Source organism: Bradyrhizobium sp. JYMT SZCCT0180 (assembly GCF_018130165.1).
Taxonomy (GTDB): domain Bacteria; phylum Pseudomonadota; class Alphaproteobacteria; order Rhizobiales; family Xanthobacteraceae; genus Bradyrhizobium.
Genome location: NZ_JAFCLZ010000038.1, coordinates 16,920 through 41,035 on the forward strand (window position 1 = coordinate 16,920; position 24,116 = coordinate 41,035).

The window sequence follows — 24,116 nt, forward strand, 5'->3', positions numbered from 1 at the left end:
ACGAAACCATTTTCCCCCTTCCGTGCAGACATCCCGAAACGTTGATTAACTAGAAATCTCCCAACGACACGCCGCCAAGCGGCGAACTGGGAGTTTGTCATGCCGAACGTGATTGCCATCAACGCTGCAGCCCGCAAGCACATTGCCGATGCCCGCGCGACATCGGACGAATCGCTGCTGGAGAGCATTGCCAAAGGCGACCGCACGGCGATGCACGTACTTTACTCCCGGCATCACGTACGGGTTTACCGCTTCATCCTGCGCATGGTGCGCGACACCACGATGGCGGAAGACCTCGTCAGCCAGGTGTTTCTGGACGTGTGGCGCACCGCCAGCCAGTTCGAGGGCCGTTCCCAGGTTTCGACCTGGTTGCTGTCGATTGCCCGCTTCAAGGCGCTGACCGCGCTGCGCCAGCGCAAGCATGAGGATATCGATCAGGACGACGTGCTGGAGATCGCCGACGAGGCCGACACCCCGGAAGCCTCGCTCGACCGCAGCAACACCAGCGCCATCCTGCGCGCCTGTGTCGCCAAGCTGTCGCCGGCGCACCGCGAGATCATCAATCTGGTTTATTACCACGAGAAGTCGGTGGAAGAGGCAGGCGCGATCATCGGTATTCCCCAGAGCACGGTGAAGACCCGGATGTTCTATGCCCGCAAACAATTGGCCGACTTGCTTAAGGTCGCCGGCGTGGACAGCATCGCAGCATAAATCGTTGATTCTTCAGTCGGTTAGATAGGCATTGGGAGCGGAAACCGGGTCGATTTCGAAGCCAAAGATTAAAGGCGACGAAACAAATGAAACAATTGGCGACATCACCCGGAAAAACTCTGCCCCTATACCCATCATCAACAACGCAACACCAACGCCGAACAGGAGAGCGAACATGCTGAAGCCGTCCTTCCGCTTTTTCATTATCCCGCTCGGCGCAGTCTGCACCCTGGCCTCGCTATCCGCCCAGAACGTCTCGCCCCGCGCCCAGCGCGATGCCGGCTCGACGGTCGTGCGCGAACAAGTGGTCGATTGCAGCACCGTGAGCGCCGCCGAGGTCTGTGTGATCCCGGACGTCGTTCGCTAAACCAAAGTTTCTGACGAGCCGACCAAGCTTTAACCTCCCAAGAACCTCCAACGACCCGGCCGGGATGCCCCCCGCCCGGGTCGCTCTGTATTTGGGGGGGCGGGCCAGTGCGTCGCGCCAGGAGCCAGTTGGCCCGAGGCTCCAATGTCCAGGATGGGGGCCTGGACAAAAATCTCGAAAACAACCCCATGCAAAGTAAAGCGGCCCCCTCTTCGTCCGGACCTGGGCACCTCTCCCGATTTATTTGCAACTAATTTGCACTTGCATTAGCATCAAATCAGGTGCCGGCAATTGTCCGGAACGCAGGGGGAGGCCACCATGTTCGTCTCGTATCGCGCCGCCATCGGCGCATCTGTTTTGTTCGGCCTCGTCTCGGGCGCGGCGATCGCGGCCGGCGATTTGTCGCGGCAGACGCCGATCGAGGTCACCGTCGCATTGGGCTCGCCGGGCAAGCATGAATTCGCGCCGAAGCAACTGAAGTTGGAGACTGGCAAGCTCTACAAACTGATCCTGCGCAACGACAGCAACGATCCGCATTACTTCACCTCGCACGCTTTCTCAGCGATGGTATGGACGCGCAAGGTACAGGTCACGCAACAGCGCGACGGCAAGACCGTGACGCTCGCCGAGTTCAAGGGCGCGATGCGCGAGATCGAAGTCTATCCGGGCCACTCCGCCGAATGGTGGCTGGTACCGGTCGCCGCCGGCCGCGCCACCGACCTGCGCTGCGACATCAAGGCTGCTGACGGCAAGGCCCACGCCGATCTCGGCATGACCGGCGAGATCGTGATCGAGTAATGTTGCACTTCTTGCTTGACGCGATCGAGCCGCTCATGATGTTTGCCGCTGACAATGGATGCTGCGGCAAACCCGGATGAAGTTCGGCTGCGCAAGGGATCCTCGCTCAGGGAACGATTTGTCCAGGCGGGCTCCGGCGCTGCAATTCTTCTGATTATTGTCCCGGGCCTGCTTACCTGGGCCTCGGGCGGCCGACCATTCATTCCTGCACTCTGGGTCGTGCCGCTCGGATTGTTCCTGATCGGCGTTGCCGTTCTTGAATGCAATGTGGCCTGGATCATCACGCAAGACGGCATCCTGATCGGCGAGCAGCGTCCGCTTGGCCAGGTGCACAAGCGAATGATCCGCCATCACGACATCGCAGAGGTTCGCGTCCGCAAGAACAGGTTCAGCTACCCCGCGAGTTTCAGCCTGGTGTGCAGGCTGGCCGCAGGGGGTGTCGTGATCTCGCCACCGCTGCCGGACATCACGCGCGTCAACGAAACCACCGCAATTGTTACGGGATTGCTCGGTCTTCCCGATGCCGCGCCCATCGACAACCCGCTCGAGGCCGGCAACGCCGAGATCATCCTTGGCTCGCCGGTCAACCCCGATCTCGGCCGCGTGATTCGAATCGCCGTGCCGGTTGTGGCCGGCCTGTGCGCTCTGCCATTCCTCATCGCATTCTGGATCGGCGAGTGGGAAATGGCGCTCGGATTGCTCTTGCCGCTCGGCTTTCTCGCGGCCTTTGCACTCTACCGCTACGCGAATCGATTAGCCGGCGCGTGCTGGATCATTCGGCAAGGTGAGATCCGTGTCGAGCGGATTGCGTTAAGCGGCAAACCATCCGCCGAGACGGTCCGAGCAGGTGACGTCGCAGCAATCGAGGTCGACGAGCCCGATTCCAAGGACCGGACCTGCACCATCAGCATTCGGCTGCACACGGGCCAGACCTTCTGCAGCCCGACAAAGCACGACCAAAATGCGGCACGCGCCGTGCGCGCAGAAATCATTCGGCGCCTCAATGCTCCTCCGGATGCCCCGGCTCCTCCGGATGCCGGAACACCGGCTGGATAGCGGGCCTCTGCTGCAAAAGGCGCGGTACTGTTATCGCATCCGGCATGATAGGATTGACGCCAGCTTAGCTGCGATAGGTGGTGCCGATGTTCGAAGGCTGGGATGCGGTCGTATTGGCCCGGGCGCAGTTTGCCTTCACGATGTCGTTCCACATCGTATTTCCCGCCTTCTCGATCGGGCTCGCCAGTTATCTTGCGGTGCTTGAAGCGCTGTGGCTGTGGACCGGGCGCGAAGTTTTCATCAACCTGTTCAATTATTGGCTGAAAATTTTCGCCGTCGCCTTCGGCATGGGCGTGGTGTCGGGCATCGTGATGTCCTACCAGTTCGGCACCAACTGGTCGGCCTTCTCGGACAAAACTGGCCCCGTGATCGGCCCATTGATGGCCTATGAGGTGCTGACCGCGTTCTTCCTCGAGGCGGGCTTCCTCGGCGTGATGCTGTTCGGGCTCGATCGCGTCGGCCCAAAACTGCATTTTTTCGCGACGCTGATGGTCGCGGTCGGCACGCTGATTTCGGCATTCTGGATTCTGTCAGCCAATTCCTGGATGCAGACGCCCACAGGTCACGCCCTCAATGCCGAAGGCCAGTTCATCGCCGTCGACTGGTTCAAGGTGATCTTCAATCCGTCATTCCCCTACCGGCTCGTGCACATGGTGCTGGCGGCGTACCTGACCACCGCGTTGGTGGTCGGCGCGGTCGGCGCCTGGCATCTGCTGCGCGACCCGCATCTGGCCGGCCCACGCGTGATGTTCTCGATGGCGATGTGGATGGCGACGATCGTCGCCCCGCTCCAGATCCTCGCCGGCGACCAGCACGGGCTCAACACGCTTGAGCATCAGCCGGTGAAGATCATGGCGATGGAAGGCCATTTCCAAAGCCACAAGGACGGCGCGCCGCTAATTCTGTTCGGCTGGCCCAATCAGGCCGCCGGCAGAATGGACTACGCGATCGAAGTCCCCAAACTGGGCTCATTGATTCTCAAACATTCCCTCGACGCGCCGATGGCCGGCCTCGACACCGTGCCGCGCGAAAACTGGCCGCCGGTGCCGATCACCTTCTGGTCGTTCCGGATCATGGTCGGCATGGGATTGCTGATGGTGGGGCTCGGCCTGCTCAGCCTGCTGATGCGCTTCCGCGGTACGCTGTACAACTCACGCCTGCTGCACATGTTTGCGGTCGCGATGGCCCCGTCGGGTTTCATCGCCGTGCTGGCAGGCTGGATCACCACCGAGACCGGGCGTCAGCCGTTCACGGTGTATGGCCTGTTGCGGACGGTCGACTCGGCATCACCGCTGGCGGCGCCCGCGGTCGCCTCGTCGCTGATCGCCTTCATCATCGTTTATTTCGTGGTGTTCACCGCCGGCGTGATCTACCTGCTGCGCCTGATGGCGCAGCCGCCGCATCACGGCGAGGAAGGTCCGCGCAGCGACGTCCCGGCGCGTGCCGCCGGCATCACGCCGGCCGCCGGTGCTGTCGCCGAGGGAGCCGCGCGATGATCCCCATCGACCTTCCAACCATCTGGGCTTTCATCATCGCCTTCGCCGTGTTCGTCTATGTCGTGATGGACGGCTTCGATCTCGGCCTCGGCATCCTGTTTCCGCTATTCCCGAAGAAGGAAGACCGCGACGTCATCATGAACAGCGTCGCCCCGGTCTGGGACGGCAACGAGACATGGCTGGTGCTCGGCGGCGGCGGCCTGATGGCGGCGTTCCCGCTGGCCTATGCCGTGCTGATGCCGGCGCTTTACACGCCGATGATCGTGATGCTGCTCGGGCTGGTATTCCGCGGCGTCGCCTTTGAGTTCCGCTGGCGCACCACGCGCGAACGCAACCGCTGGGACATTGCGTTTGCCGGCGGCTCGCTGCTGGCGACGCTGGCGCAGGGCATCGCGCTCGGCGCCATCCTGCAGGGCATCCATGTCTCGGGACGGCATTATGCCGGCGGCTGGTGGGATTGGCTGACGCCGTTCAGCATCCTCACCGGCGTCGCGCTCGTGATCGGCTATGCACTGCTCGGCTCGACCTGGCTGGTCATGAAGACCGAAGGCGAATTGCGCGACCGCGCCTATCAGCTAAGCTGGCTGCTGCTGGTCGCGATGCTGTGCGCCATCGGCATCGTCAGCATTGCAACGCCGTTCCTGCATGTGCAGTACACCCATCGCTGGTTTGCCTGGCCCAACATCATCCTGACCGCGCCGGTTCCGGTGGCGGTGGCGGCCGTCACCGTGATGTTGCTGCGCAGCCTCGCCAACAAATATGACTACCAGCCGTTCTTCCTGACACTGGCGCTGTTCGCGCTGTCCTATGCCGGGCTCGGCATCAGCATGTATCCCTATATCGTGCCGCAGAGCATCACGATCTGGCAGGCGGCCTCGCCCGCAAACAGCCAGCTCTTCATGCTGGTCGGCGTCGCCATACTGATCCCGCTGATCCTCGGCTATACCGCGTGGGCCTATTGGGTGTTCCGCGGCAAGGTCAAAGCCGGAAGCGGCTATCACTGATGACCAAAGCGTTTTCCAGCGAAGTGGACCCCGGTTCGCGTCAAGAAAACGCGTCCAATCAGGAATCCAGCGAGCCGACACCGCGGCCGCTGACGCAGCGCCTGCTGTGGTTTGCCGCGCTCTGGCTCGGCGGCGTTGGCACGGTGACGCTGATCTCCTACGGCCTGCGACTCTGGATCGCGCCGAAATGAGCCGTCTGTCACAATCAGCCGCGATCGGGATGAACAAAAATAGAAGCTATTCCAGCAAGATACCGGCCCTGCTGCCCTAAACTTGCCATCAAGCTGGCCCTGAGATTTGATGGTTCCGCTGATTTGGCCAAAGCGCGCTGGTCATCGCGCTTTGGTTCTTTGTTTGCGCATGATCTTTTCGGAAAACCGCTTCACACTTTTCCGGATCATGCTTTAGAACGCCTACCAATTGGCCAACGCGCCAACAAGGAGAGCTCCGCAATGACGAAGTTTCGGCACCTGATCTGGATGATGATCGCAACGAGCGGTCTGATCCTTTCAGCCTCGCAGAGCAACGCGCAGCTGCGGCAACCCGATGTGGGTGACCAGCCGGGGCTGGTCGCCGACGAATCCGTCCAGCTCGATCCGCAGTTCAGGAAGACGGCGGTGCTCTACCGCACCAACGAAGCGCCGGGCACCATCATCGTGGTCACGGCCGAACGCCATCTCTATCTGATCCAGGGCGGCGGCCGCGCGCTGCGCTACGGCATCGGCGTCGGCCGCGAGGGTTTCACGTGGCAGGGACTCGTCAACATCACGCAAAAGAAGGAATGGCCGGATTGGACGCCGCCGCCGGAAATGATTCAACGCCAGCCCTATCTGCCGCGCTTCATGGCCGGCGGCCCGGGTAACCCGCTCGGTGCGCGGGCGATGTATCTCGGCACCACCGTCTACCGCATTCACGGCACCAACCGGCCCGACACCATCGGCACCGCCGTCTCCTCCGGCTGCTTCCGGCTCGTCAACGCCGACGTCGCCGATCTCTATGAGCGCGTCCCGGTCGGCACCAAGGTGATCATCCGGCAGAAGCCCGAACTGTAATTGCGACAGCACCGTCTCTTCCGCAGATCCATTTCCCTGAAATTGGTGAGTTAAAAAATGCTACGTACATTTCGAGGCGGCCTCCTCATTGGGCTGGCGGTCGCAATCGCGGTCGCGGCTGGCGCAATCACATATGAACGCTATGACACCAAGACCCTGAAGCGGACGCTCAAGCGCGGCGAACTGCTGTGCGGCGTCAACAAGGGCCTGCCCGGCTTCTCGATCCCCGACGACAAGGGCGACTGGACCGGCTTCGACGTCGATTTCTGCCGCGCGGTGGCGGCGGCGATCTTCGACGATCCCAAGAAGGCGAAGTTCATTCCGCTCGACGCCAGCGAGCGGTTCAAGGAACTGTCGAGCCGCAAGGTCGACATTCTCTCGCGCAACTCCACCTGGAGCATGTCGCGCGAGGTCAACAACGCGCTCTATTTCCCGGCCGTCGCCTATTATGACGGTGAAGGCTTCATGCTGCCGGCCTCGCGCAAGATCGATTCCGGGCTGGACCTCAACAACAGCAAGATCTGCGTGCAGGACGGCACCACCACCGTGCTCAACGTCGCGGATTATTTCCGCGCCAACAACATGAAATACACGGAGATGAAATTCGCCAAGCTGGATGACGTCGTCAAAGCCTATAATGAGGGCAAGTGCGACACCCTGACCGCCGACGTCTCCCAGCTCTACGCGCTGCGCCTCAACCTCAGTAAGCCGGACGATCACACCATCCTGCCCGACGTCATCTCGAAGGAGCCGCTGGCGCCCGTGGTGCGGCAGCGCGACGACGACTGGATGATGATCGTGAAGTGGACGCTGTATGCGATGATCAACGCCGAGGAGCTCGGCATCACCTCGAAAAACATCGACGACGCGCTGAAGTCGAAAAAGCCCGACGTGATGCGGCTGGTCGGCACCGAAGGCGCCTATGGCGAGGACCTCGGCCTCACCAAGGACTGGGCCGCCCGCATCATCCGCCACGTCGGCAATTACGGCGAGATCTACGACCGCAATGTCGGCGCCGAATCCAAGCTGAAGATCCCGCGCGGCCTGAACTCGCTCTGGAGCAACGGCGGCATCCAGTACGCGCCACCGATCCGGTGACGGCTGCAAGCCGGCAAACGTAGCCACACAACAGCTGTCATCACCCGCGAAAGCGGGTGATCCAGTACGCCGGGACATTTCGGATCAATCACGATGGCGCGGCGTACTGGGTCGCCCGGTCAAGCCGGGCGATGACACCGATTTTGTCGCGCATTCAGTGCCTCCCCTCATCCCCGCGCAACGGCTTCGCCGTTGTCGCTGGAGGAGCGGCCTCTTGGCCGCGTCTCGAAGGATGCAGGCCCGTCTGTGGCCTCATGGTTCGAGACGGCGCTGCGCGCCTCCTCACCATGAGGGGATAGAGTTCAATAACTCTTCATCCGCGCCAGCTGATCGGCGTGGTAGTTGCTGTCGCCGAACAATTCCTGGCAGACCCGGGCGCGCTTCATGAAGAAGCCGATGTCGAACTGGTCGGTCATGCCCATGCCGCCATGCATCTGCACGCCTTCTTGCACCGCCCGCGTCGCGGTGGTCCCGGCGCGCGCCTTTGCAACGGCGACCGCGGCACCGGCGTTGGTAAAATCGTCATCCAGCGTCTGCAACGCCTTCAGCACGGCGGCGCGGGTGATCTCGATATCGATATAGAGCTCGGCGGCGCGGTGCTGCAGCGCCTGGAATTCGCCGATCAGTTTTCCAAATTGTTTGCGCTCTTTCAGATAGGTCACGGTGCGACCGAACACTTCCTCGCTGAGGCCCACCATTTCGGATGCGACCGCGCCGCGGCCGACATTGAGCACGCCTTCGAGCAGTGCCCCACCCTGATCGACCTCGCCGAGCACATGATCGGCGTTGACCTCGACATTATCGAATTCGATGCGCGCGGCATTGTGCGAATCGACCATCGCAGTGCGCTCCACGGCAAGACCCTTGGACTTGGGATCGACCAGGAACAGCGTCAGCCCGTTGCGCTCGCCGGCGGAGCCACCGGTGCGCGCCGCGACGATCAGGAGATCGGCGGTGTGGCCGTCGACCACGAAAGCTTTTGCGCCGCTCAGCTTGAAGCCGTTGCCGGAGCGCACGGCCTGCAATTTGGTCTGCAGCGGGCGATGCTTGGCGCCCTCGTCGATCGCGAGCGCCGCGAGCAGCGAGCCGTCCGAAATTTTGGGCAGATGCGCGGCCTTCTGCGCGTCGCTACCGCCGCGTGTCAGAGCGGAGGCCGCCAGCACCGCGGTCGACAGGAACGGCGACGGCATCAAGGTGCGGCCGATTTCCTCCATCACCACGCCGGCCTCGACGGCACCTAACCCGCTGCCGCCGAAATTCTCAGGCACCAGCAGGCCCGAAAAGCCCATCTCGGCAAACGCCTTCCAGAGCTCGCGGGAAAATCCCGTGGCATCTTTGCTGTCGCGCAAGCTTCGCAGATGCAACACCGGCGCCTTGTCGCTGATAAGGCCGCGCGCGCTGTCGCGCAGCATGGATTGTTCTTCGGTGAGGACGAGTGCCATGGAGGAGATTCCGGTCTGGATGTTTCAACGAATTCGTTTTTGCTTTCGTCATTCCGGGATGCGCCTCTTGGCGCAGGCCCGGAATCCATACTCCCGATCGTGGTTGTGGATTCCGGGCTCGCGCTTCGCGCGCCCGGAATGACGGTTAGTGTGGGAGGCTACGCCCCCGGCAGATCGAGGATCCGCTTGGCGACGATGCCGAGCATCACCTCTGACGTGCCGCCTTCGATCGAATTGGCCTTGGTGCGCAGCCAGGCGCGCGGGCGGGCGCCGCCTTTGGAGCGCTCGCTTTCCCATTCCAGCGCGTCGACGCCGCCGGCCGACATCAGGATTTCGTGGCGGCGCTTGTTGAGCTCGGTGCCGTAATATTTCATCGCCGAGGAAAACGCCGGATGCGACTGCCCGGCTTTGGCGAGGTCGACCGCGCGCTCCGCCGCCGCCGACAGCGCCGCCTCGTCGATCTCGAAGGTCGAGATCTGGCCGCGCAGCATCGCATCCTCCAGCCGGCCCTGCTCGTCGCTGCCGATAGAATCCGCCGCGACCTGGCCGAGCGGCCGGCCGACGCCGCGCTCGCCCATGCCCGAGATCATCGCGCGCTCGTGCTGCAGCAGATATTTCGCCACATCCCAGCCGCGGTTGACGGTGCCGACCACATGCGATTTCGGCACCCGGACACCATCGAAGAAGGTTTCGCAGAACGGCGAGTAACCCGAGATCAAGAGGATCGGTTTTGTGGTGACGCCCTTCGACGTCATGTCGAACAGAATGAAACTGATGCCGTCATGTTTCTTCGCGGCGCCATCCGTGCGCACCAGACAAAAGATCCAGTCGGCGTAGTTGGCATATGACGTCCAGATCTTCTGGCCAGTGATGACGAAATCATCGCCGTCGCTCTCGGCGCGGGTCTGCAGCGAAGCGAGGTCCGATCCGGCGTTCGGCTCGGAGTAACCCTGGCACCAGCGGATCAGGCCCGCGGCAATCTTCGGCAGATGCTCCTTCTTCTGCGCTTCGTTGCCGTACTTCAACAGCGCCGGCCCGAGCATCCAGATACCAAAACTCGACAGCGGCGAACGCGCGCCCATCGCCGCCATTTCCTCGCGCAGCACCTTGTGCTCGGCGCGATCGAGCCCTCCGCCGCCATATTCCTTTGGCCAGTCGGGCACGGTCCAGCCCTTGTCGCGCATCCGTTCGAACCAGACGCGCTGCGGCTCGGAAGAGAATTTGGCGTTGCGGCCGCCCCAGTAGGTGTCGCCCTCCGAGGTCATGGGCTTGCGCATTTCCGGCGGGCAATTGGCCTCGAGCCAGGCGCGGGTTTCACGGCGGAATTGATCAGGATCGGACATGGTGCGTTTCCATATTGGGCAAGTTGAAAAGACCTTAGTCGCCGCATCGCGGAATTCAACATCTCTCTGCGCCGCACCATGCGCTGAGCGCCATAGTCACGCGCCGGGATCGGGTGTATCGCAGAGGTGGCAACGATTGAAAAACAAGAGGAAACCGACATGCGGCTGAAGTTGCTTTCGCCTGGCGAAATGAGCCCCGAGCAAAAAGAAACCTACGACGAGTCGATTGCCGGCAAGCGCGGCGCGGCGCCGGCGCCGATGATGGCCTGGCTCAACAGCCCGCAGATGGCCAAGCACGCCACGCGGCTCGGCGAGCAGCTTCGTTTCAACACGATCTTTCCCGCGAAACTTTCCGAGATCGCGATCCTCGTCACCGCGCGGCACTGGACCTCGCATTACGAATGGTACGCGCATAAGCGCCTGGCGCTGAAGGGCGGCATGGACCCGAAAATCATCGACGACATCCGCGACCGCCGCACGCCCACTTTCGACGATCCCAAGGGCCAGATGATCTACGACGTCGCCAAGTCACTGCATGAGGGCCACGGCGTCTCCAAGCCGCTCTATGACGCGGCGGTGGAAGTGCTAACGATGCGCGGCGTGACAGAAGTCATCGGGCTGTGCGGCTATTACACGATGGTTTCGATGACGCTGAACACGTTCGAGTTCGGCCTGCCGGATGGGGAAGTTTCAGACTTGGCATGAGATTTGGAAACGCATGGTTTCCGAATTGCCGGTACCCCTCTCCCGAATTCTCCCTACTTTGAAATCTCGGCAAGGCAAAATGGAGACATCGACATGCCCGACAACCCGCCCATCATATCAGGCACACGGATCGGGCATGTCCATCTCAAGGTCGCCGATCTCGAACGCGCGCTGGGGTTTTACTGCGGCGTGCTCGGTTTTGAGATCATGCAGCGGATGGGCACGGCCGCGGCGTTCATTTCGGCCGGCGGCTATCATCATCACATCGGCCTCAACACCTGGGAAAGCAAAGGCGGCCTTCCGCCGCCGCCGGGCACCACCGGACTGTTCCACACCGCGATCCTCTACCCCACGCGCCCGGCGCTGGCCGACGCACTTCACCGCGTGATGCAGGCCGGCATTGCGCTCGACGGCGCCAGCGACCACGGCGTCAGCGAGGCGCTGTATTTGCGCGACCCTGATGAGAACGGCGTCGAACTTTACCGGGACCGGCCCAAGGAAGAATGGCCGCGCGCCGCCGACGGCTCGCTGTCGATGTTCACGAAGCGGCTGGACCTCGAGGATTTGCTGCGGCAACGGGAGGCTTGATCCTCATGGCGAGGAGCGCGTCTTCGCGCGTCTCGAACCATGAGGCCAGAGACGGGCCTGCATCCTTCGAGACGCGGCCAAGTGGCCGCTCCTCAGGATGAGGTCTTGCCCCGTCCACGAATCATGATCAGCACCGCCGCAATCAACTCGAGGCCAATACAGCCGTAGAACGGCAGCGAATAGCTTCCCGACATGTCGCGCAGCAGGCCGACCACGCCGGGGCCAAATGCATAAGTGATCTGGTTGATCGCGGTGATCAGGCTCACCAGCACGCCGAACGAACGCGGATCGAATTCGCGCTGCACGATCAGCGCCGGCAGCGTGATCAGGTTGCCGACCGAAAATCCGAACAGCGCGCAGGCAGCCATCAGCGCGTAGTCATTGTGCACGTTGATGACGACCGCCAGCGCCACGGCCTGGCTGACGAACGAGAGCGCGGACGCCAGCCGCTGGTTCATCTGATCGATCACGAACGAAAACAGCACGCGGCCGACCACCGCCATGGCGGTCAACAGCGCGACCGCGATGGCCGCGCGCTCGCGCCCGATCACCGAATCCAGGAACGCGATCAGATGGACGATGAAGCCGACCTGCGCGAACAGCACCAGCGCGAAGGCCGATGATACCGTCAGAAATCCGATATTGCGAAACGCCCGCGCGCGAATCTGGATCGGCGACGGCGCATCCGCGGCGCTGACCGCGCCTCCGTTTGCGCTCGCATGGCCCGGCGGCCGTCCGACGTAAATCAGGATGACCGGCACCATCAGCGCGACCATCACCACCGCCGCGGCAATCATCGCGCCCGGGAAACCGAAATAGCCGATCGCCAGTACCAGCAGCGGCACGCCGGCGATCCCGCCAAAACTGGCGCCGTTCAGCGCCAGGCTGATCGCCATGCCGCGCTTTTTGTCGAACCAGAGGCCCAGCGTGTTGGTGATCATGCCGAGGCTGGTTCCGGCCCAGCCGAAGGCGAGAAACGCGTTGGCGAGGTAAAGCTGCCAGGGTTCGCGCGCCTGGCCGATCGTAACCGCGGCAATCGCCATCGTGCCGATACCGGCGATCATGCAGTTGCGGGGACCGAACGCCCTGATCGCCTCGCTGACGAAGGCAACCAGCGCCGCGCCGGACAGATAGAAGAACGTCGTGCCCAGCGAGATCAGCGATGCCGGCCAGCCGTGCAGCCGCTGCAGCTCGGCGACATAGACGCTCTGGCCGTAAAAGCCGAGCCCCCAGCCGAAGGTCGCGAGCAGGAAACAGACGAGCACAATCCGCCAGCCGTCGTAGCGGAGCGAGGATTCGTCGGGTGTGGTGTGAATGGGGCCTTTTAACATTCTTGTTCTTTGTTCTTGCACCGTCATGCCCGGCCTCGTGCCGGGCATCCACGTCTTTCTTGCTAGCGGCCACGAAGGGCGTGGATGGCCAGATCATCTAGCGCGAAGACGCGCTTCGCGCTTCTGCCCGGCCATGACAACAACAAATAGCAGAATCACAAGAGCAATAATTCGGCGCTGGCCGAAATGTCAGCAGCTGTCATCAGGCTTTCTTCGGCGGCTCATAGAAGAACCGCTCGCGAAAGATCCTGTCGCCACGCCATTCCTGCATCGCGACCTCATCGATCCGCATCGTCTTGCCGGATGGATAGGTGAAATCGAAGATCCAGTGGATCGCGACACGGTCGCCTTCGAGGACCGAGGAAACGCAGGTCGTGACGACGCTGGACACCCGCTCCAGCGTCGCGCGCTCCTGCCCCACCAGCACGTCGCGGCCGACGCGCGGCGGCGCTGAGTTCTCCTGCATGGTGGCGTCTTCGGTGTAATAACGCTCGATGGCGCCGGCATGGTCGCCGGAAACGACGACGGCGATGAATTCGTCAAGACGCGCGCGCGAGGGCATGGGGGCCTCCAGAAGGTGACTGCTATCAGATAGGGGGGCCGGCGAGTTCGTCAACTTCCCGCAGCTTCGCCCGCCGCCGCGCGAATGATGCGAGCGACAGCACCGCGAGTCCGAGCAGCACCGGCGGGAACACCACCATGTTGACCATCGACCAGCCGTAATGCGCCAGCAACTGGCCCGACGAGAACGAGCCGATCGCCATCATCCCGAACACCAGGAAATCGTTGAAGGCCTGCACCTTGTTGCGCTCCTGTGGCCGGTGCGTCTCCAGCACCAGCGCGGACGCACCGATAAATGCAAAGTTCCAGCCGACGCCGAGCACGATCAGGCAGGCCCAGAAATGCATCGCGGTGATGCCGGAAAGGCCGATCAATGCGGCGGCGGCCTCCAGCGACAGGCCGAACGCGACAATGCGAGGCGCGCCGAAGCGTGCGATCAGCGAGCCCGTGAAGAAGCTCGGGCCATACATCGCCACGATATGCCACTGGATTCCAAAATTGGAATCGCTGACGGTCAGCCCGCACATCTTCATCGCGAGCGGCGCTGACGTCATCACCAGATTCATCATGGGATAGGCAATCACGCCGCACAGTGCCGCAGCAATGAATCGCGGCTGCCGCGCGATCTCGAACAGCGGCCGGCCGCCATGCATGTCCGCCGCCGCAGGTTTTGGCGCATCGACGCCGGACAGAACCGCCATCGCGACCAAAGCGACGAAAGCCTGCATCAGAAAGCTGAAGGCGAACAGATAAGGCGGCCAGATATCCATGGTCCATTGCACGAGCTGCGGACCGAGCACGCCGGCGAACACGCCGCCCGCCATCACCCACGACATCGCCTTGGGGCGGAACGCGGCGCTGGCGCCGTCGGCGGCGGCAAAGCGATAGGATTGCGACACCGCGCCGTAGAGCCCGCCGAAGAACGTCGCGCAGCAGAACAGCCAGAACGCGCCCTGCAGGATCGCGAGCGCGCCGATCAAACCGGTGAGCACGCCGCAGCCGGTGCCGATGATGAAGGCGACGCGGCGACCATAGGCGCGCGAAATCATACCGGTCGGCAGCGTGCCGGCGGCGAGGCCCAGCACATACATCGAGAGCGGCACGGTCGCGAGCGAGATGTCAGGCGCCAGCGTCGCGCCGACGATCGAACCGGTCGCGAAGATCACCGCGGAGTTGGCGCCGGTTAGCGCCTGCGCCGCGGCGAGACGCAGCACATTGGCGCGCGCCCGCGCGTCATTGGCGATCTCTGCGGTGGCAGTGGTATCCAGCATCGACATTCCCGCCCGGCAGGCCCCGGCGGGAGCTGCAATTCATTGGCTTGTTTGATTTGCGGCACTATGAAGACGTGCAGACGTGCGATCAACCGGCGCAAACGGGCGCGCGCTATGCGCTGGGCTCACCCTTTATCGATCGCTCGAATACCAGAATGAAATTATTCGCCGGCATCGGCACGGTTTCGATCAATGCGAGCCCAACGCCTTCAGCCAATCGGCTGACATCGGCAATGTCGCGCACGCCCCATTCGGGGTCGCGGTCGCGAAGGCTGGTGTCGAAGACGGCGTTGCTGAGCGCGGTGTGCTTGCCGTCGCGTTTGAACGGGCCATAGAGAAACAGCCGACCGTCGCGGTGTAAGTAACGCGACGCGCCGGCGAACAATCCTTCCGCGACGCGCCAGGGCGCGATGTGAATCACGTTGGCGCAGAACACCGCCAGCAAGTCGGAAGGCCCGCTGCCGTCTTGCATCTGAGAACACCATGCGGGATCGCTGAGATCAATCCGCATTTCGGGACGGATGTTCGGCAGGCCGGCATGCGCGCGCCATGCCGCGATGCTGCTCAGATGCGCGTCGTTGTAGTCACTCGGCCACCAGGTGACGTCGGGCGCGTGGCGGGCGAAATGCACCACATGCTGGCCGGTGCCGCTGCCGGCCTCCAGCACGTCGCCGGATTTGCCGGCGAGGAATTTCTGCAGCACCTCCCAGATCGGTGCATGGTTGCGATGGAATGCGGCCGCGTCCAGCCGGCCGTCGGCCTCGATCGGACGGCCATCCTTGCCAAACTCCACCACAAACTCAGCCACCGCAAAATCTCACTTCAAGTCTCCGCAATAGATTTCCTTCAAGAGCTGCAGGACGCGCAGGGCGCGCTGGTCGACCACGCGGTAATGCAGCGTCTGCGAGGCGCGCCGGAATTCGACCAAACCATCGGCGCGCAATTTTGCCAGATGCTGCGACAGCGCCGACTGGCTGAGCTTGGCGACGCCGACGAGTTCACCGACAGTCATCTCGCCGCGCACCGCGAGAAAGCAGAGAACCAGCAACCGCTTCTCGTGACCGAGCAATTTAAGCAGTTGCGCGGCCTCGCCGGCCTGTTTCGCCAGCTTCTTCAGGGACGCCTCGTCCTCGGCGCCGTTTCCTGAAGATACCTTGTTGGCTGTTACCGCTTCTGCTCTCATCGCCTGCATCCGGATCGAAATCAGCGCCGACTGGCGCGGTGTATCAGTTTATCGCGCCCATGGTTATTTAGCATTGACTAAATTAGTGAATGCCGATAAACCCGCGAAAAAGCAACAAATGATGCGGCCACGTGGCGGCAAGGGGAATGAAACGTGCGGCCTGATCTCTGGCGCAGCATATCTCTACTGTCGAGCACGGGCGCCCACACGCGGCTCGGCCGGCGTTCCCTGCTCGGCCTTGGCGCGGCGCTGACCGGCAGCCTTGCTCTCGGTCCAAAACAGGGAAATGCAGAGCCCTCGCCGGCATCCCCGCCCGCGGACGCGCCATGGTCGCAATCGATCGGTCCCGGCGTGGTCGACCGGCCCTATGGCCGGCCCGCCGATACCGAGGCCGGCGTGATCAGGCGCAACGTGCCTTGGCTCACCGCAGGCACCGAATCCTCGATCAGCTTTTCGCCGCTGCAGGATCTGCACGGCATCATCACGCCGAACGGCCTGTTTTTCGAGCGCTATCACGCCGGCCGGCCGGACGTCGATCCGGAGCAGCACAAGCTCATGATTCATGGCCTGGTCGAGCGGCCGCTGTTGCTCTCGATGAAAGACATCATCCGTTTTCCGTCCGTGACGCGCATCCATTTCATCGAATGCCCGGCCAACGGCGGCATGGAGTGGCGCGCCGCGCAGTTGAACTCGCTGCAGTTCAATCACGGCATGATCTCCTGCGCGGAATGGACCGGGGTGCGGCTCTCGACCCTCTTGGAAGAGGTCGGCATCAAGAAGGAAGCCAGGTGGGTCATGGTCGAGGGCGCCGACGGCGCGCACATGAACCGCAGCCTGCCGCTCGACAAATGCCTCGACGATTGCCTCGTGGTCTACGCGCAGAACGGCGAGGCGCTGCGGCCCGAACAGGGTTACCCGCTGCGGCTGGTGGTGCCGGGCTGGGAAGGCAATGTCAGCATCAAATGGCTGCGCCGGATCAAGCTCGGCGACAAACCCTGGCATTCGCGCGAAGAGACCTCGAAATATACCGACCTGATGCCGGACGGCACCTCGCGCGGCTTCACCTGGCTGATCGACGCCAAGTCCGTCATCACCTTCCCCTGCCCCGAAAAGCCGCTTCATGGCCCCGGTCTCTATGAAATCAGGGGATTGGCGTGGACCGGCAACGGCAAGGTCAAGCGCGTCGACGTCTCGACCGACGGCGGCGTCAATTGGCAGAGCGCGCGGCTGCATGAGCCGGTGCTGTCGAAGGCGCTGACGAAATTCACGATACCATGGCGCTGGGACGGCGCGCCGGCGCTGCTGGAATCCCGCGTGATCGACGAGACCGGCTATGTGCAGCCGACCATCGCGCAGCTGCGCAAGCAGCGCGGCACCAATTCGGTCTACCACAACAATTCGATCCAGACCTGGCAGGTGAAGGCGGACGGGAGCGTGTTCGATGTCCAGCTCGGTTAAGCACCGCGCGCTGCTTTGCGCCGGCATGGTCATCGCGGCCGGCACTTTCGCTTACGCCGCCGAGCCCGGACCCGGATATTACGGCTATGGCCAGCGGGCGACGCCTGAGCAGATTGCCGGCTGGGATATCGATGCGCGCGGCGAGGATGGCGTGGGCCTACCCGAGGGCCGCGGCGGCGTGATCAGGGGTTCGGAGGTCTATGCCGAGCAATGCGCGGCCTGCCATGGAACTTTCGGCGAAGGCGAGGGCCGGTTTCCCAAGCTGGTCGGCGGCGCCGGGTCGCTCCGGCACGACCGGCCGGAGCTGACGGTCGGCAGCTACTGGCCGTTTGCGCCGACCCTGTGGGACTACATTAACCGCGCCATGCCGATGGCCGCACCGCACACATTGTCAGCCGATGACGTTTATGCTTTGACCGCCTATATTCTGAACCTGAACGACATCGTGCCCAGTGAATTCGTCGCCGACCGGGAAAGCTTGCCGAAAGTCAAAATGCCCAATCGCGACAATTTCCTCTGGACCGATCCGAGGCCCGATACGGCAGCGAAACCGTGCATGAACGCATGCGTTGACCCCGCCAGCGTCAAAATCGTGTCCACGGCGGAAGGCAAGAACCTGACGCCGCGCACGACGGGGCCACTCGACACCATGCTGGCAAAGTAGAATTGATAAGCAAAGCAGAATTGGCGAACAGGAATTACGGGAAACGTCCTTGAGCAACACACCTCTAAACAAGCTTGGCCTGATCGCGGGGATGGTGCTGGCGCTGTCGATCGGCGCGGCCGCGAGTCCCGCTGCTGCCCAGTCCGCGGCGGCGGAAGGCCAGAAACTGGCGTTCGACCGCAGCAAGGGCAATTGCCTGACCTGCCACGCGATCAAGGGCGGCCAGTATCCCGGCACGCTCGGGCCGGAACTGGTCGACATCAAAAGCAAATACCCCAACCGCGACGAGCTCGTCGCCATCATCTACGACGAAACCAAGCGCAATCCGTTGACGGTGATGCCGCCGTTCGGACGAAACCGGATTTTGACCGACAAGGAAATCAGCGCGGTCGTGGATTTCCTGCAAACATTGTGACGACGCGCCTTTCAGGAGAACTTTCGGATGACACGTACTGACAATGGATTTTCCGCCACGCGGCGCCTGATCCTGCAAGGCGCGGGCGCGGTGGCGCTGGTCGGCCTCGGCAATCTTCCGTTTGCACCGGCGTTCGCGGCCGCCAACGACAAATATCCGGAAGAGGCGTTCAAGCAGAAGACCGAAGCCGACGCGATCAAGTCTCTCTACGGCAAGACGGCAGAGGCTTCCGACAAGGTGAAGATGGACGCGCCCGAGATCGCCGAAAACGGCGCCGTGGTTCCGGTATCGGTTTCGACGACACTGGCCGACGTGACCTCGATCTCGTTCCTGGTGGCTGAAAACCCGGTCGCGCTGGTGGCCTCCTACAAGATTCCGGCCGGCACGATGCCGAACGTTGCCAACCGCATCAAGATGGCGAAGACCAGCAACGTGATCGTCGTCGTCGAAGCCGGCGGCAAGCTCTACAGCGCCACCAAGGAAGTCAAAGTCACCGTCGGCGGCTGCGGCGGTTAAGACACAGATAATCGAAGGATCGAAACAATGGCATCGACCATTCGCGTGCGCGCCACCTCGTCAGGCGAGACCACCGAAGTGCAGGCGCTGATCCAGCACCCGATGGATTCCGGCTTCATCAAGGATTCCAAGGGCGAGCTCATTCCGCCGCATTTCATCCAGCAATTGACCTTCGAGTATAACGGCAAGCCGGTATTCGTTGCCGATTGGGGCGGCGGCGTCTCCAAGGACCCCTACGTCAAGTTCGCCTTCAAGGGCGGCAAGAAGGGCGACGAGCTGAAAGTGAGCTGGGTCGACAACAAGGGCGCCACCGACACCACCACGGCGAAGATTCAATGAAGCTGCGATCCGCGACACAGTTCACTGCGGCGGCGTTCGCGCTGGCCGTGCTGGCGTTCGCCGCGCCGCCCGCGGTCTCCGCCGACAAGGTCGATCCGGTCGCCGACGAGAAGGCGTTCAAGAAATTTTTCTACGACAAATTCCCCAAGCTGAAGCCGGAGGATTTCGTCAACGGACCCTATTCGATGGACGCGGACCTGTACAAGCAATGGCAGGACAAGGAACAGTTTCCGCCCTACGAGTTCTCGCTCGAATTGGGCAAGGAGATGTTTTCCAAGCCGTTCAAGAACGGCAAGACCTATGGCGACTGCTTCCCGAATCAAGGCATCGGCATCCGCCAAGACTATCCCACCTTCGACGAGAAAGAAGGCAAGGTCATCACGCTGGAGCTGGCGCTGAACCGTTGCCGCGAAGCCAATGGCGAGCCGGCGTTCTCCTATGTACGCGACGAGATGGCGGCGCTGACCGCCTACATGGCCTTCACCTCGCGCGGCAAGCCGTTCAACATCAAGGTTCCGAACGACCCGCGCGCGCTGGCGGCTTATGAAAACGGCAAGGAATATTTCTACACGCGGCGCGGCCAGCTCAATTTCTCCTGCGCCACCTGCCATGTGCAGAGCCCTGGCGAGAGGGTCCGCACCGAAGTGCTGGCGCCGGCGCTCGGCATTGTCAACGCGATGCCGATCTATCGCTCCGAATGGAACGGCATGGGCACCACCAGCCGGCGCTTCACCACCTGCAACAGCCAGATCCGCGGCGTGCCGCTGACGCCGCAGGACGATGAATACCGCAACGTCGAATACTACCTGTCCTATGTCAGCAACGGATTGCCGATATCAGGTCCGGGAGCGCGGCCATGAGGATCACGACACTCACATCGATCGCCGCGTTGCTGCTAGGTGCGACATCGGCGCTGGCCGCAGGCGAGGACGACTACAAGGCCGCCGTCGCCGCGGCGGAAGCCGCCAACAAGCAGGCGGCTTCCTTGCGCAACCAATGGACCACGACGGCGTCAACGCTGGCGGCGGCCAAGAAGTTCGCCGACGGCGGCGATTTCGACAAGGCCACCGCATCCGCAAAAGAAGCGGAAGCGCTGGCGAAAGCTTCGATCTTCCAGGCCACCAGCGAAAAGGAACGCTGGAGAGATTTGGAAATTCGCTGAGAGCATGATCCGGAAAAGTGGGTGCCGGTTTTCCGACAAGATCATGCTCAAGTAAGAGGCGTGTTTTTGCGCCGCGCGGAGACTTGGCATGACAATCCGCCGCCGGGAGTTTCTGACGCTAGCTGGTGGCGCAGCCCTTACGGGCAGCCTGCCTCGTCTCGCGCGCAGCGCCGACAGCGTCTACGACCTCGAACGGTTCGGCAATGCGCGCATCCTGCACATCACGGACACCCATGCGCAGCTCAAGCCGGTGTTTTTCCGCGAGCCCAGCGTCAATCTCGGCGTCGGCTCGATGCAGGGCAATCCGCCGCATCTGGTCGGCAAAGCCTTTCTCGACCGCTTCGGCATCCGGCCCGACAGCGCCGATGCCTATGCCTTCACCTGCATCGAATTCGAAAAAGGCGCGCAGCGGTTCGGCAAGCTCGGCGGCTTCGCGCACCTGAAGACGCTGGTCGACCGCCTGCGCAGCGACGTCGGCGCCGGCCGCTCGCTGCTGCTCGATGGCGGCGACCTCTGGCAGGGCACCGGCCTTGCCAACGTCATGAAGGGCGCCGACATGGTCGACGCCTCGAACCTGCTCGGCATCGACGCGATGACCGGCCATTGGGAATTCACCTATGGCGAGAAGGCGCTGCGCAGCAACCTCGAGCGCTTCAAGGGCGAGTTCCTGGCGCAGAACGTTTTCCTGACCGAGGAAGCCGCCTTCAACGACGCCAAGGCGTTCGATCCGGCATCGGGCCGCGTGTTCAAGCCATTCACGATCAAGGAGATCGGCGGCCGCCGGGTCGCCGTGATCGGGCAGGCTTTTCCATACGTGCCGATCGCGCACCCCAAGCGCTTCACGCCGGACTGGAAATTCGGCATCCGCGACGAAGAGCTGCAGAAGCTGGTCGACGGCTTGCGCAACAACGACAAGGTCGATGCGGTCGTGTTGCTGTCGCATAACGGCATGGATGTCGATCTCAAGCTGGCGAGCCGCGTCACCGGCATCGACGTCATTCTGGGTGGCCACACCCACGACGCGGTGCCGCAGCCGATTGCGGTGAGCAATCCGGGCGGCGTCACGCTGGTGACCAATGCCGGCTCGAACGGCAAGTTCCTCGCCGTGCTCGATCTCGACATCGGCAAGGGCAAGGTCGCAAACGTGCGCTACCGGCTGCTGCCGGTGTTCTCCGAACTGCTGAAGCCGGATCCGGCGATGCAGGGGCTGATCGACAAGACCCGCGCGCCGCATGCGGGCGACTGGGTCGACAAGATCGCTTCCGCCGATCGCCTGCTCTACCGCCGCGGCAATTTCAGCGGCAGCATGGATCAGTTGATCTGCGACGCGCTGCGCAGCGAACTCGACACCGAAATCGCGCTGTCGCCGGGTTTCCGCTGGGGCACCACGGCGCTGGCGGGCCAGCCGCTGACCATGGAAGACGTGCTGGCGCAAACCGCGGTCACCTATCCCGAAACCTACGTTGCGACCATGACCGGCACCCAGATCAAGGACGTGCTCGAAGACGTCTGCGACAACCTCTTCAACACCGATCCCTACTACCAGCAGGGCGGCGACATGGTCCGGCTCGGTGGCCTTTCCTATGCCTGCACGCCGGCGGAATCCGTGGGCAAGCGGATATCGGAACTGACGCTCGATAATGGCAGCCCGCTGCAAGCCGCCAAGACCTACAAGGTGGCGGGATGGGCCTCGGTCAACGAGCAGACCGGCGCGCCGGTCTGGGATGTGGTGACGAAGCATCTGAAGTCAGGAAAGCCGCCGAACCGCTCGGCCCCCGGCGTGACGCTGAAAGGCGTCGAAGGCAATCCGGGCATTTCGAAACACGTATGACAGGCCTTTCCATCATCCTTCGTACAATGATCGCGACGCTGTTGATCGCAGCGACCGCGCCGGCCGTGCGAGCCCAACAAGCGCCGCTTCAGGACAAGCCGTTTGCCGAGCACAAGATCGTGCTGCAGCTTTCCGACAATGACTCGCGCAAGCAGGGTCTCGTGCTCAGCGTCGCCAGCAACCTGATGAAGCACTACGACCCCGACAAGGTCGCGATCGAAATCGTTGCGTTCGGCCCGGGCATCGAACTGCTCCGCCCGGAAAATCCCAACCGCAAGATGGTCGAGAGTCTCGTTGCCCAGGGCGCGCGGTTCGATATCTGCCTCAACACCGTCGACACGCTCGAACGCGAGAGCGGCAAGCGGCCGGAATTCATCGCGGCTGCGACGCCGGTGCAGGTCGGCGTCGCGCAGATTCTGTTCCTGACCGAGAATGGATACACGCTGGTCAGGCCGTGATCGCCTTGGATCAGCAAGACTACCTCGAAAAAGCCGCCCGTAGAGACGAAAGCCGTTTGAGAACGCAGCCCAAATAGAATAATATCCTCCGCGAGACTCCCATAGCGAACGCGGCAGCGATCATGATCTTTCGTCAGCTCTTCGACAGCGTTTCGGGCACCTACAGCTATTTGCTGGCCAGCCGCGCCGGCGGCGAGGCGCTGATCCTCGATCCCGTTCTGGAAAAGGCCGACCGCTATTGCCAGTTGCTGCGCGAACTCGATCTGCGGCTGGTCAAGGCGGTCGACACCCATTTGCACGCCGACCACGTCACCGGCCTCGGCGAACTGCGCGATCGCACCCAATGCATCACCATCATGGGCGAACAGAGCAAGGCCGACGTGGTGTCGATGCGCGTCTCCGACGGCGACAAGGTGATGATCGAGGGTTTGAGCCTGGATGTCATGTACACGCCCGGCCACACCGATGATTCCTACAGCTATCTAATGGGCGACCGCGTCTTCACCGGCGACACCCTCTTGATCCGCGGCACCGGCCGCACCGACTTCCAGAACGGCAGCGCGCGCGCGCAGTATGACTCGATCTTCAACCGGCTGCTGAAGCTGCCTGACGAGACCATGGTATTCCCCGCCCATGACTACAAGGGCGACACGGTCTCGACCATCGGCGAGGAGAAGCGCTACAATCCGCGCCTGCAGGTCCGCGGCATCGACGAGTATGTCGAGCTGATGAACAATCTCAATCTGCCGAATCCAAAACTGATGGACGTGGTGCTGCCGGCCAACATGCATGTCGGCCTGCACCAGGACGATCTCGCCAAGCAGGGTCTCGCGCTCACGGCGCGCGCTGCGATCGACAGTATCGGCAAGCCGGACATCCTGCTGGTCGATCTGCGCGAAGCCAGCGAGCGCGCCAAGCACGGCACGCTGTCGGGCGCGCTGCATGCGCCCTACCCCGGCATCGCCGAAAGTCTGCGGCCGGGCGGCATGCTGCGCGAAGTCGCCGCCGCGACGGGACGCCGCGTGGTGTTCTTCTGCGCCTTCGGCGAACGCTCCGCGATGGCCGTCACCGCTGCCAAGAACGCCGGCCTTGCCAACACCGCCCATATCGAAGGCGGCATCGACGCCTGGAAGAAAGCCGGCGGCCCGGTGGTGATGGGGTGACTGCTCACGGAACGTAGGGTGGGCAAAGGCGCGCTTGCGCCGTGCCCACCATCCAAATCACTGCAAGGAATGGTGGGCACGCTTCGCTTTGCCCACCCTACGAG

29 protein-coding genes are annotated in these 24,116 nt (G+C 62.7%); 21 read left to right on the forward strand and 8 right to left on the reverse strand.

Going from position 1 to position 24,116, the window contains the following annotated elements:
• Positions 1-99 precede the first annotated feature (99 nt).
• The gene (locus JQ641_RS36075) at positions 100-711 is read left to right on the forward strand and encodes a sigma-70 family RNA polymerase sigma factor (protein WP_192735524.1); all 612 of its coding nucleotides are present in this window, start codon (positions 100-102) and stop codon (positions 709-711) included.
• A gap of 12 nt (positions 712-723) precedes the next feature.
• Here JQ641_RS36075 and JQ641_RS36080 read toward each other — a convergent pair whose 3' ends face one another.
• Positions 724-888 carry a hypothetical protein gene (locus JQ641_RS36080; protein ID WP_212001770.1) on the reverse strand — a complete coding sequence of 55 codons (165 nt, stop codon included), beginning with the start codon at positions 886-888 and terminating at the stop codon, positions 724-726.
• On the opposite strand from JQ641_RS36080, the gene JQ641_RS36085 reads away from it, so the two are divergent.
• From JQ641_RS36085 to JQ641_RS36120, 8 genes are all read left to right on the forward strand, one after another.
• Entirely contained in the window at positions 887-1,078 is a 192-nt protein-coding gene (locus JQ641_RS36085; protein WP_212001772.1) for a hypothetical protein, read from the forward strand. The two genes, JQ641_RS36080 and JQ641_RS36085, sit on opposite strands and share 2 nt — an antisense overlap.
• A 318-nt stretch (positions 1,079-1,396) precedes the next feature.
• Positions 1,397-1,876 carry a cupredoxin domain-containing protein gene (locus tag JQ641_RS36090; protein WP_212001774.1) on the forward strand — a complete coding sequence of 160 codons (480 nt, stop codon included), beginning with the start codon at positions 1,397-1,399 and terminating at the stop codon, positions 1,874-1,876.
• A gap of 231 nt (positions 1,877-2,107) precedes the next feature.
• Positions 2,108-2,932 carry a hypothetical protein gene (locus tag JQ641_RS36095; RefSeq protein WP_212001776.1) on the forward strand — a complete coding sequence of 275 codons (825 nt, stop codon included), beginning with the start codon at positions 2,108-2,110 and terminating at the stop codon, positions 2,930-2,932.
• 86 nt (positions 2,933-3,018) lie between these two features.
• Complete coding sequence (locus JQ641_RS36100) at positions 3,019-4,428, forward strand: cytochrome ubiquinol oxidase subunit I (RefSeq protein ID WP_212001778.1); 1,410 nt, start codon at positions 3,019-3,021, stop codon at positions 4,426-4,428.
• The gene (gene cydB, locus JQ641_RS36105; protein ID WP_210337217.1) at positions 4,425-5,432 is read left to right on the forward strand and encodes a cytochrome d ubiquinol oxidase subunit II; all 1,008 of its coding nucleotides are present in this window, start codon (positions 4,425-4,427) and stop codon (positions 5,430-5,432) included. The genes JQ641_RS36100 and cydB overlap by 4 nt, the downstream gene beginning before the upstream one ends.
• 89 nt (positions 5,433-5,521) lie before the next feature.
• The gene (locus JQ641_RS36110) at positions 5,522-5,623 is read left to right on the forward strand and encodes a DUF2474 domain-containing protein (RefSeq protein WP_192735727.1); all 102 of its coding nucleotides are present in this window, start codon (positions 5,522-5,524) and stop codon (positions 5,621-5,623) included.
• A 261-nt stretch (positions 5,624-5,884) separates the two neighbouring features.
• Positions 5,885-6,484, forward strand: a complete 600-nt coding sequence (locus tag JQ641_RS36115; protein ID WP_212001779.1) for a L,D-transpeptidase — start codon at positions 5,885-5,887, stop codon at positions 6,482-6,484.
• Between the two features lie 57 nt (positions 6,485-6,541).
• On the forward strand, positions 6,542-7,582 hold the full coding sequence (locus tag JQ641_RS36120) for an amino acid ABC transporter substrate-binding protein (protein WP_212001781.1): 1,041 nt from the start codon (positions 6,542-6,544) through the stop codon (positions 7,580-7,582).
• A gap of 302 nt (positions 7,583-7,884) precedes the next feature.
• Here JQ641_RS36120 and JQ641_RS36125 read toward each other — a convergent pair whose 3' ends face one another.
• Positions 7,885-9,024 (reverse strand): acyl-CoA dehydrogenase family protein, encoded by a 1,140-nt coding sequence (locus JQ641_RS36125; protein ID WP_212001788.1) that lies wholly within the window; start codon positions 9,022-9,024, stop codon positions 7,885-7,887.
• A gap of 158 nt (positions 9,025-9,182) precedes the next feature.
• Positions 9,183-10,367 (reverse strand): acyl-CoA dehydrogenase family protein, encoded by a 1,185-nt coding sequence (locus JQ641_RS36130; protein ID WP_212001790.1) that lies wholly within the window; start codon positions 10,365-10,367, stop codon positions 9,183-9,185.
• A gap of 159 nt (positions 10,368-10,526) precedes the next feature.
• Between JQ641_RS36130 and JQ641_RS36135 the strand changes: the two genes are divergently transcribed.
• Positions 10,527-11,072: a carboxymuconolactone decarboxylase family protein gene (locus JQ641_RS36135; protein ID WP_212001792.1), complete on the forward strand. Its 546-nt coding sequence runs from the start codon at positions 10,527-10,529 to the stop codon at positions 11,070-11,072.
• Between the two features lie 93 nt (positions 11,073-11,165).
• Positions 11,166-11,660, forward strand: coding sequence for a VOC family protein (locus JQ641_RS36140; RefSeq protein WP_212001799.1), 495 nt, complete (start codon positions 11,166-11,168; stop codon positions 11,658-11,660).
• A gap of 92 nt (positions 11,661-11,752) precedes the next feature.
• Here the strand turns inward: JQ641_RS36140 and JQ641_RS36145 are convergent, their stop codons facing one another.
• The 5 genes from JQ641_RS36145 to JQ641_RS36165 form a co-directional block, all read right to left on the reverse strand.
• Positions 11,753-12,991, reverse strand: a complete 1,239-nt coding sequence (locus JQ641_RS36145) for an MFS transporter (protein ID WP_212001800.1) — start codon at positions 12,989-12,991, stop codon at positions 11,753-11,755.
• A 202-nt stretch (positions 12,992-13,193) separates the two neighbouring features.
• Positions 13,194-13,553: a nuclear transport factor 2 family protein gene (locus JQ641_RS36150; RefSeq protein ID WP_212001809.1), complete on the reverse strand. Its 360-nt coding sequence runs from the start codon at positions 13,551-13,553 to the stop codon at positions 13,194-13,196.
• Positions 13,554-13,578: 25 nt separating this feature from the next.
• A complete protein-coding gene (locus JQ641_RS36155; RefSeq protein WP_212001811.1) occupies positions 13,579-14,823 on the reverse strand; it encodes an MFS transporter in 1,245 nt (414 codons plus the stop codon).
• Positions 14,824-14,935: 112 nt separating this feature from the next.
• Positions 14,936-15,631, reverse strand: a complete 696-nt coding sequence (locus JQ641_RS36160) for a DUF938 domain-containing protein (RefSeq protein WP_212001813.1) — start codon at positions 15,629-15,631, stop codon at positions 14,936-14,938.
• Positions 15,632-15,640: 9 nt separating this feature from the next.
• Positions 15,641-16,006 (reverse strand): ArsR/SmtB family transcription factor, encoded by a 366-nt coding sequence (locus JQ641_RS36165; RefSeq protein ID WP_212001815.1) that lies wholly within the window; start codon positions 16,004-16,006, stop codon positions 15,641-15,643.
• Between the two features lie 177 nt (positions 16,007-16,183).
• On the opposite strand from JQ641_RS36165, the gene soxC reads away from it, so the two are divergent.
• The 10 genes from soxC (at position 16,184) to JQ641_RS36215 (ending at position 24,012) form a co-directional block, all read left to right on the forward strand.
• Positions 16,184-17,464 carry a sulfite dehydrogenase gene (gene soxC / locus JQ641_RS36170; protein WP_502755031.1) on the forward strand — a complete coding sequence of 427 codons (1,281 nt, stop codon included), beginning with the start codon at positions 16,184-16,186 and terminating at the stop codon, positions 17,462-17,464.
• Between the two features lie 25 nt (positions 17,465-17,489).
• A complete protein-coding gene (locus tag JQ641_RS36175; protein ID WP_502755032.1) occupies positions 17,490-18,128 on the forward strand; it encodes a c-type cytochrome in 639 nt (212 codons plus the stop codon).
• 91 nt (positions 18,129-18,219) lie between these two features.
• Positions 18,220-18,543, forward strand: a complete 324-nt coding sequence (gene soxX, locus JQ641_RS36180) for a sulfur oxidation c-type cytochrome SoxX (RefSeq protein ID WP_212001879.1) — start codon at positions 18,220-18,222, stop codon at positions 18,541-18,543.
• Positions 18,544-18,570: 27 nt separating this feature from the next.
• Positions 18,571-19,059, forward strand: coding sequence for a thiosulfate oxidation carrier protein SoxY (soxY, locus tag JQ641_RS36185; protein ID WP_212001819.1), 489 nt, complete (start codon positions 18,571-18,573; stop codon positions 19,057-19,059).
• Positions 19,060-19,086: 27 nt separating this feature from the next.
• On the forward strand, positions 19,087-19,398 hold the full coding sequence (soxZ, locus tag JQ641_RS36190) for a thiosulfate oxidation carrier complex protein SoxZ (protein ID WP_212001821.1): 312 nt from the start codon (positions 19,087-19,089) through the stop codon (positions 19,396-19,398).
• Positions 19,395-20,258, forward strand: coding sequence for a sulfur oxidation c-type cytochrome SoxA (soxA, locus tag JQ641_RS36195; RefSeq protein WP_212001823.1), 864 nt, complete (start codon positions 19,395-19,397; stop codon positions 20,256-20,258). Before soxZ ends, soxA begins: the two co-directional genes overlap by 4 nt.
• Positions 20,255-20,560, forward strand: a complete 306-nt coding sequence (locus JQ641_RS36200) for a hypothetical protein (RefSeq protein ID WP_212001826.1) — start codon at positions 20,255-20,257, stop codon at positions 20,558-20,560. Before soxA ends, JQ641_RS36200 begins: the two co-directional genes overlap by 4 nt.
• An 88-nt stretch (positions 20,561-20,648) precedes the next feature.
• Positions 20,649-22,391: a thiosulfohydrolase SoxB gene (soxB, locus tag JQ641_RS36205; protein WP_212001828.1), complete on the forward strand. Its 1,743-nt coding sequence runs from the start codon at positions 20,649-20,651 to the stop codon at positions 22,389-22,391.
• A 26-nt stretch (positions 22,392-22,417) separates the two neighbouring features.
• A complete protein-coding gene (locus tag JQ641_RS36210) occupies positions 22,418-22,849 on the forward strand; it encodes a DsrE family protein (protein WP_249151138.1) in 432 nt (143 codons plus the stop codon).
• A 122-nt stretch (positions 22,850-22,971) separates the two neighbouring features.
• Complete coding sequence (locus JQ641_RS36215) at positions 22,972-24,012, forward strand: MBL fold metallo-hydrolase (RefSeq protein WP_212001838.1); 1,041 nt, start codon at positions 22,972-22,974, stop codon at positions 24,010-24,012.
• Positions 24,013-24,116: the final 104 nt, after the last annotated feature.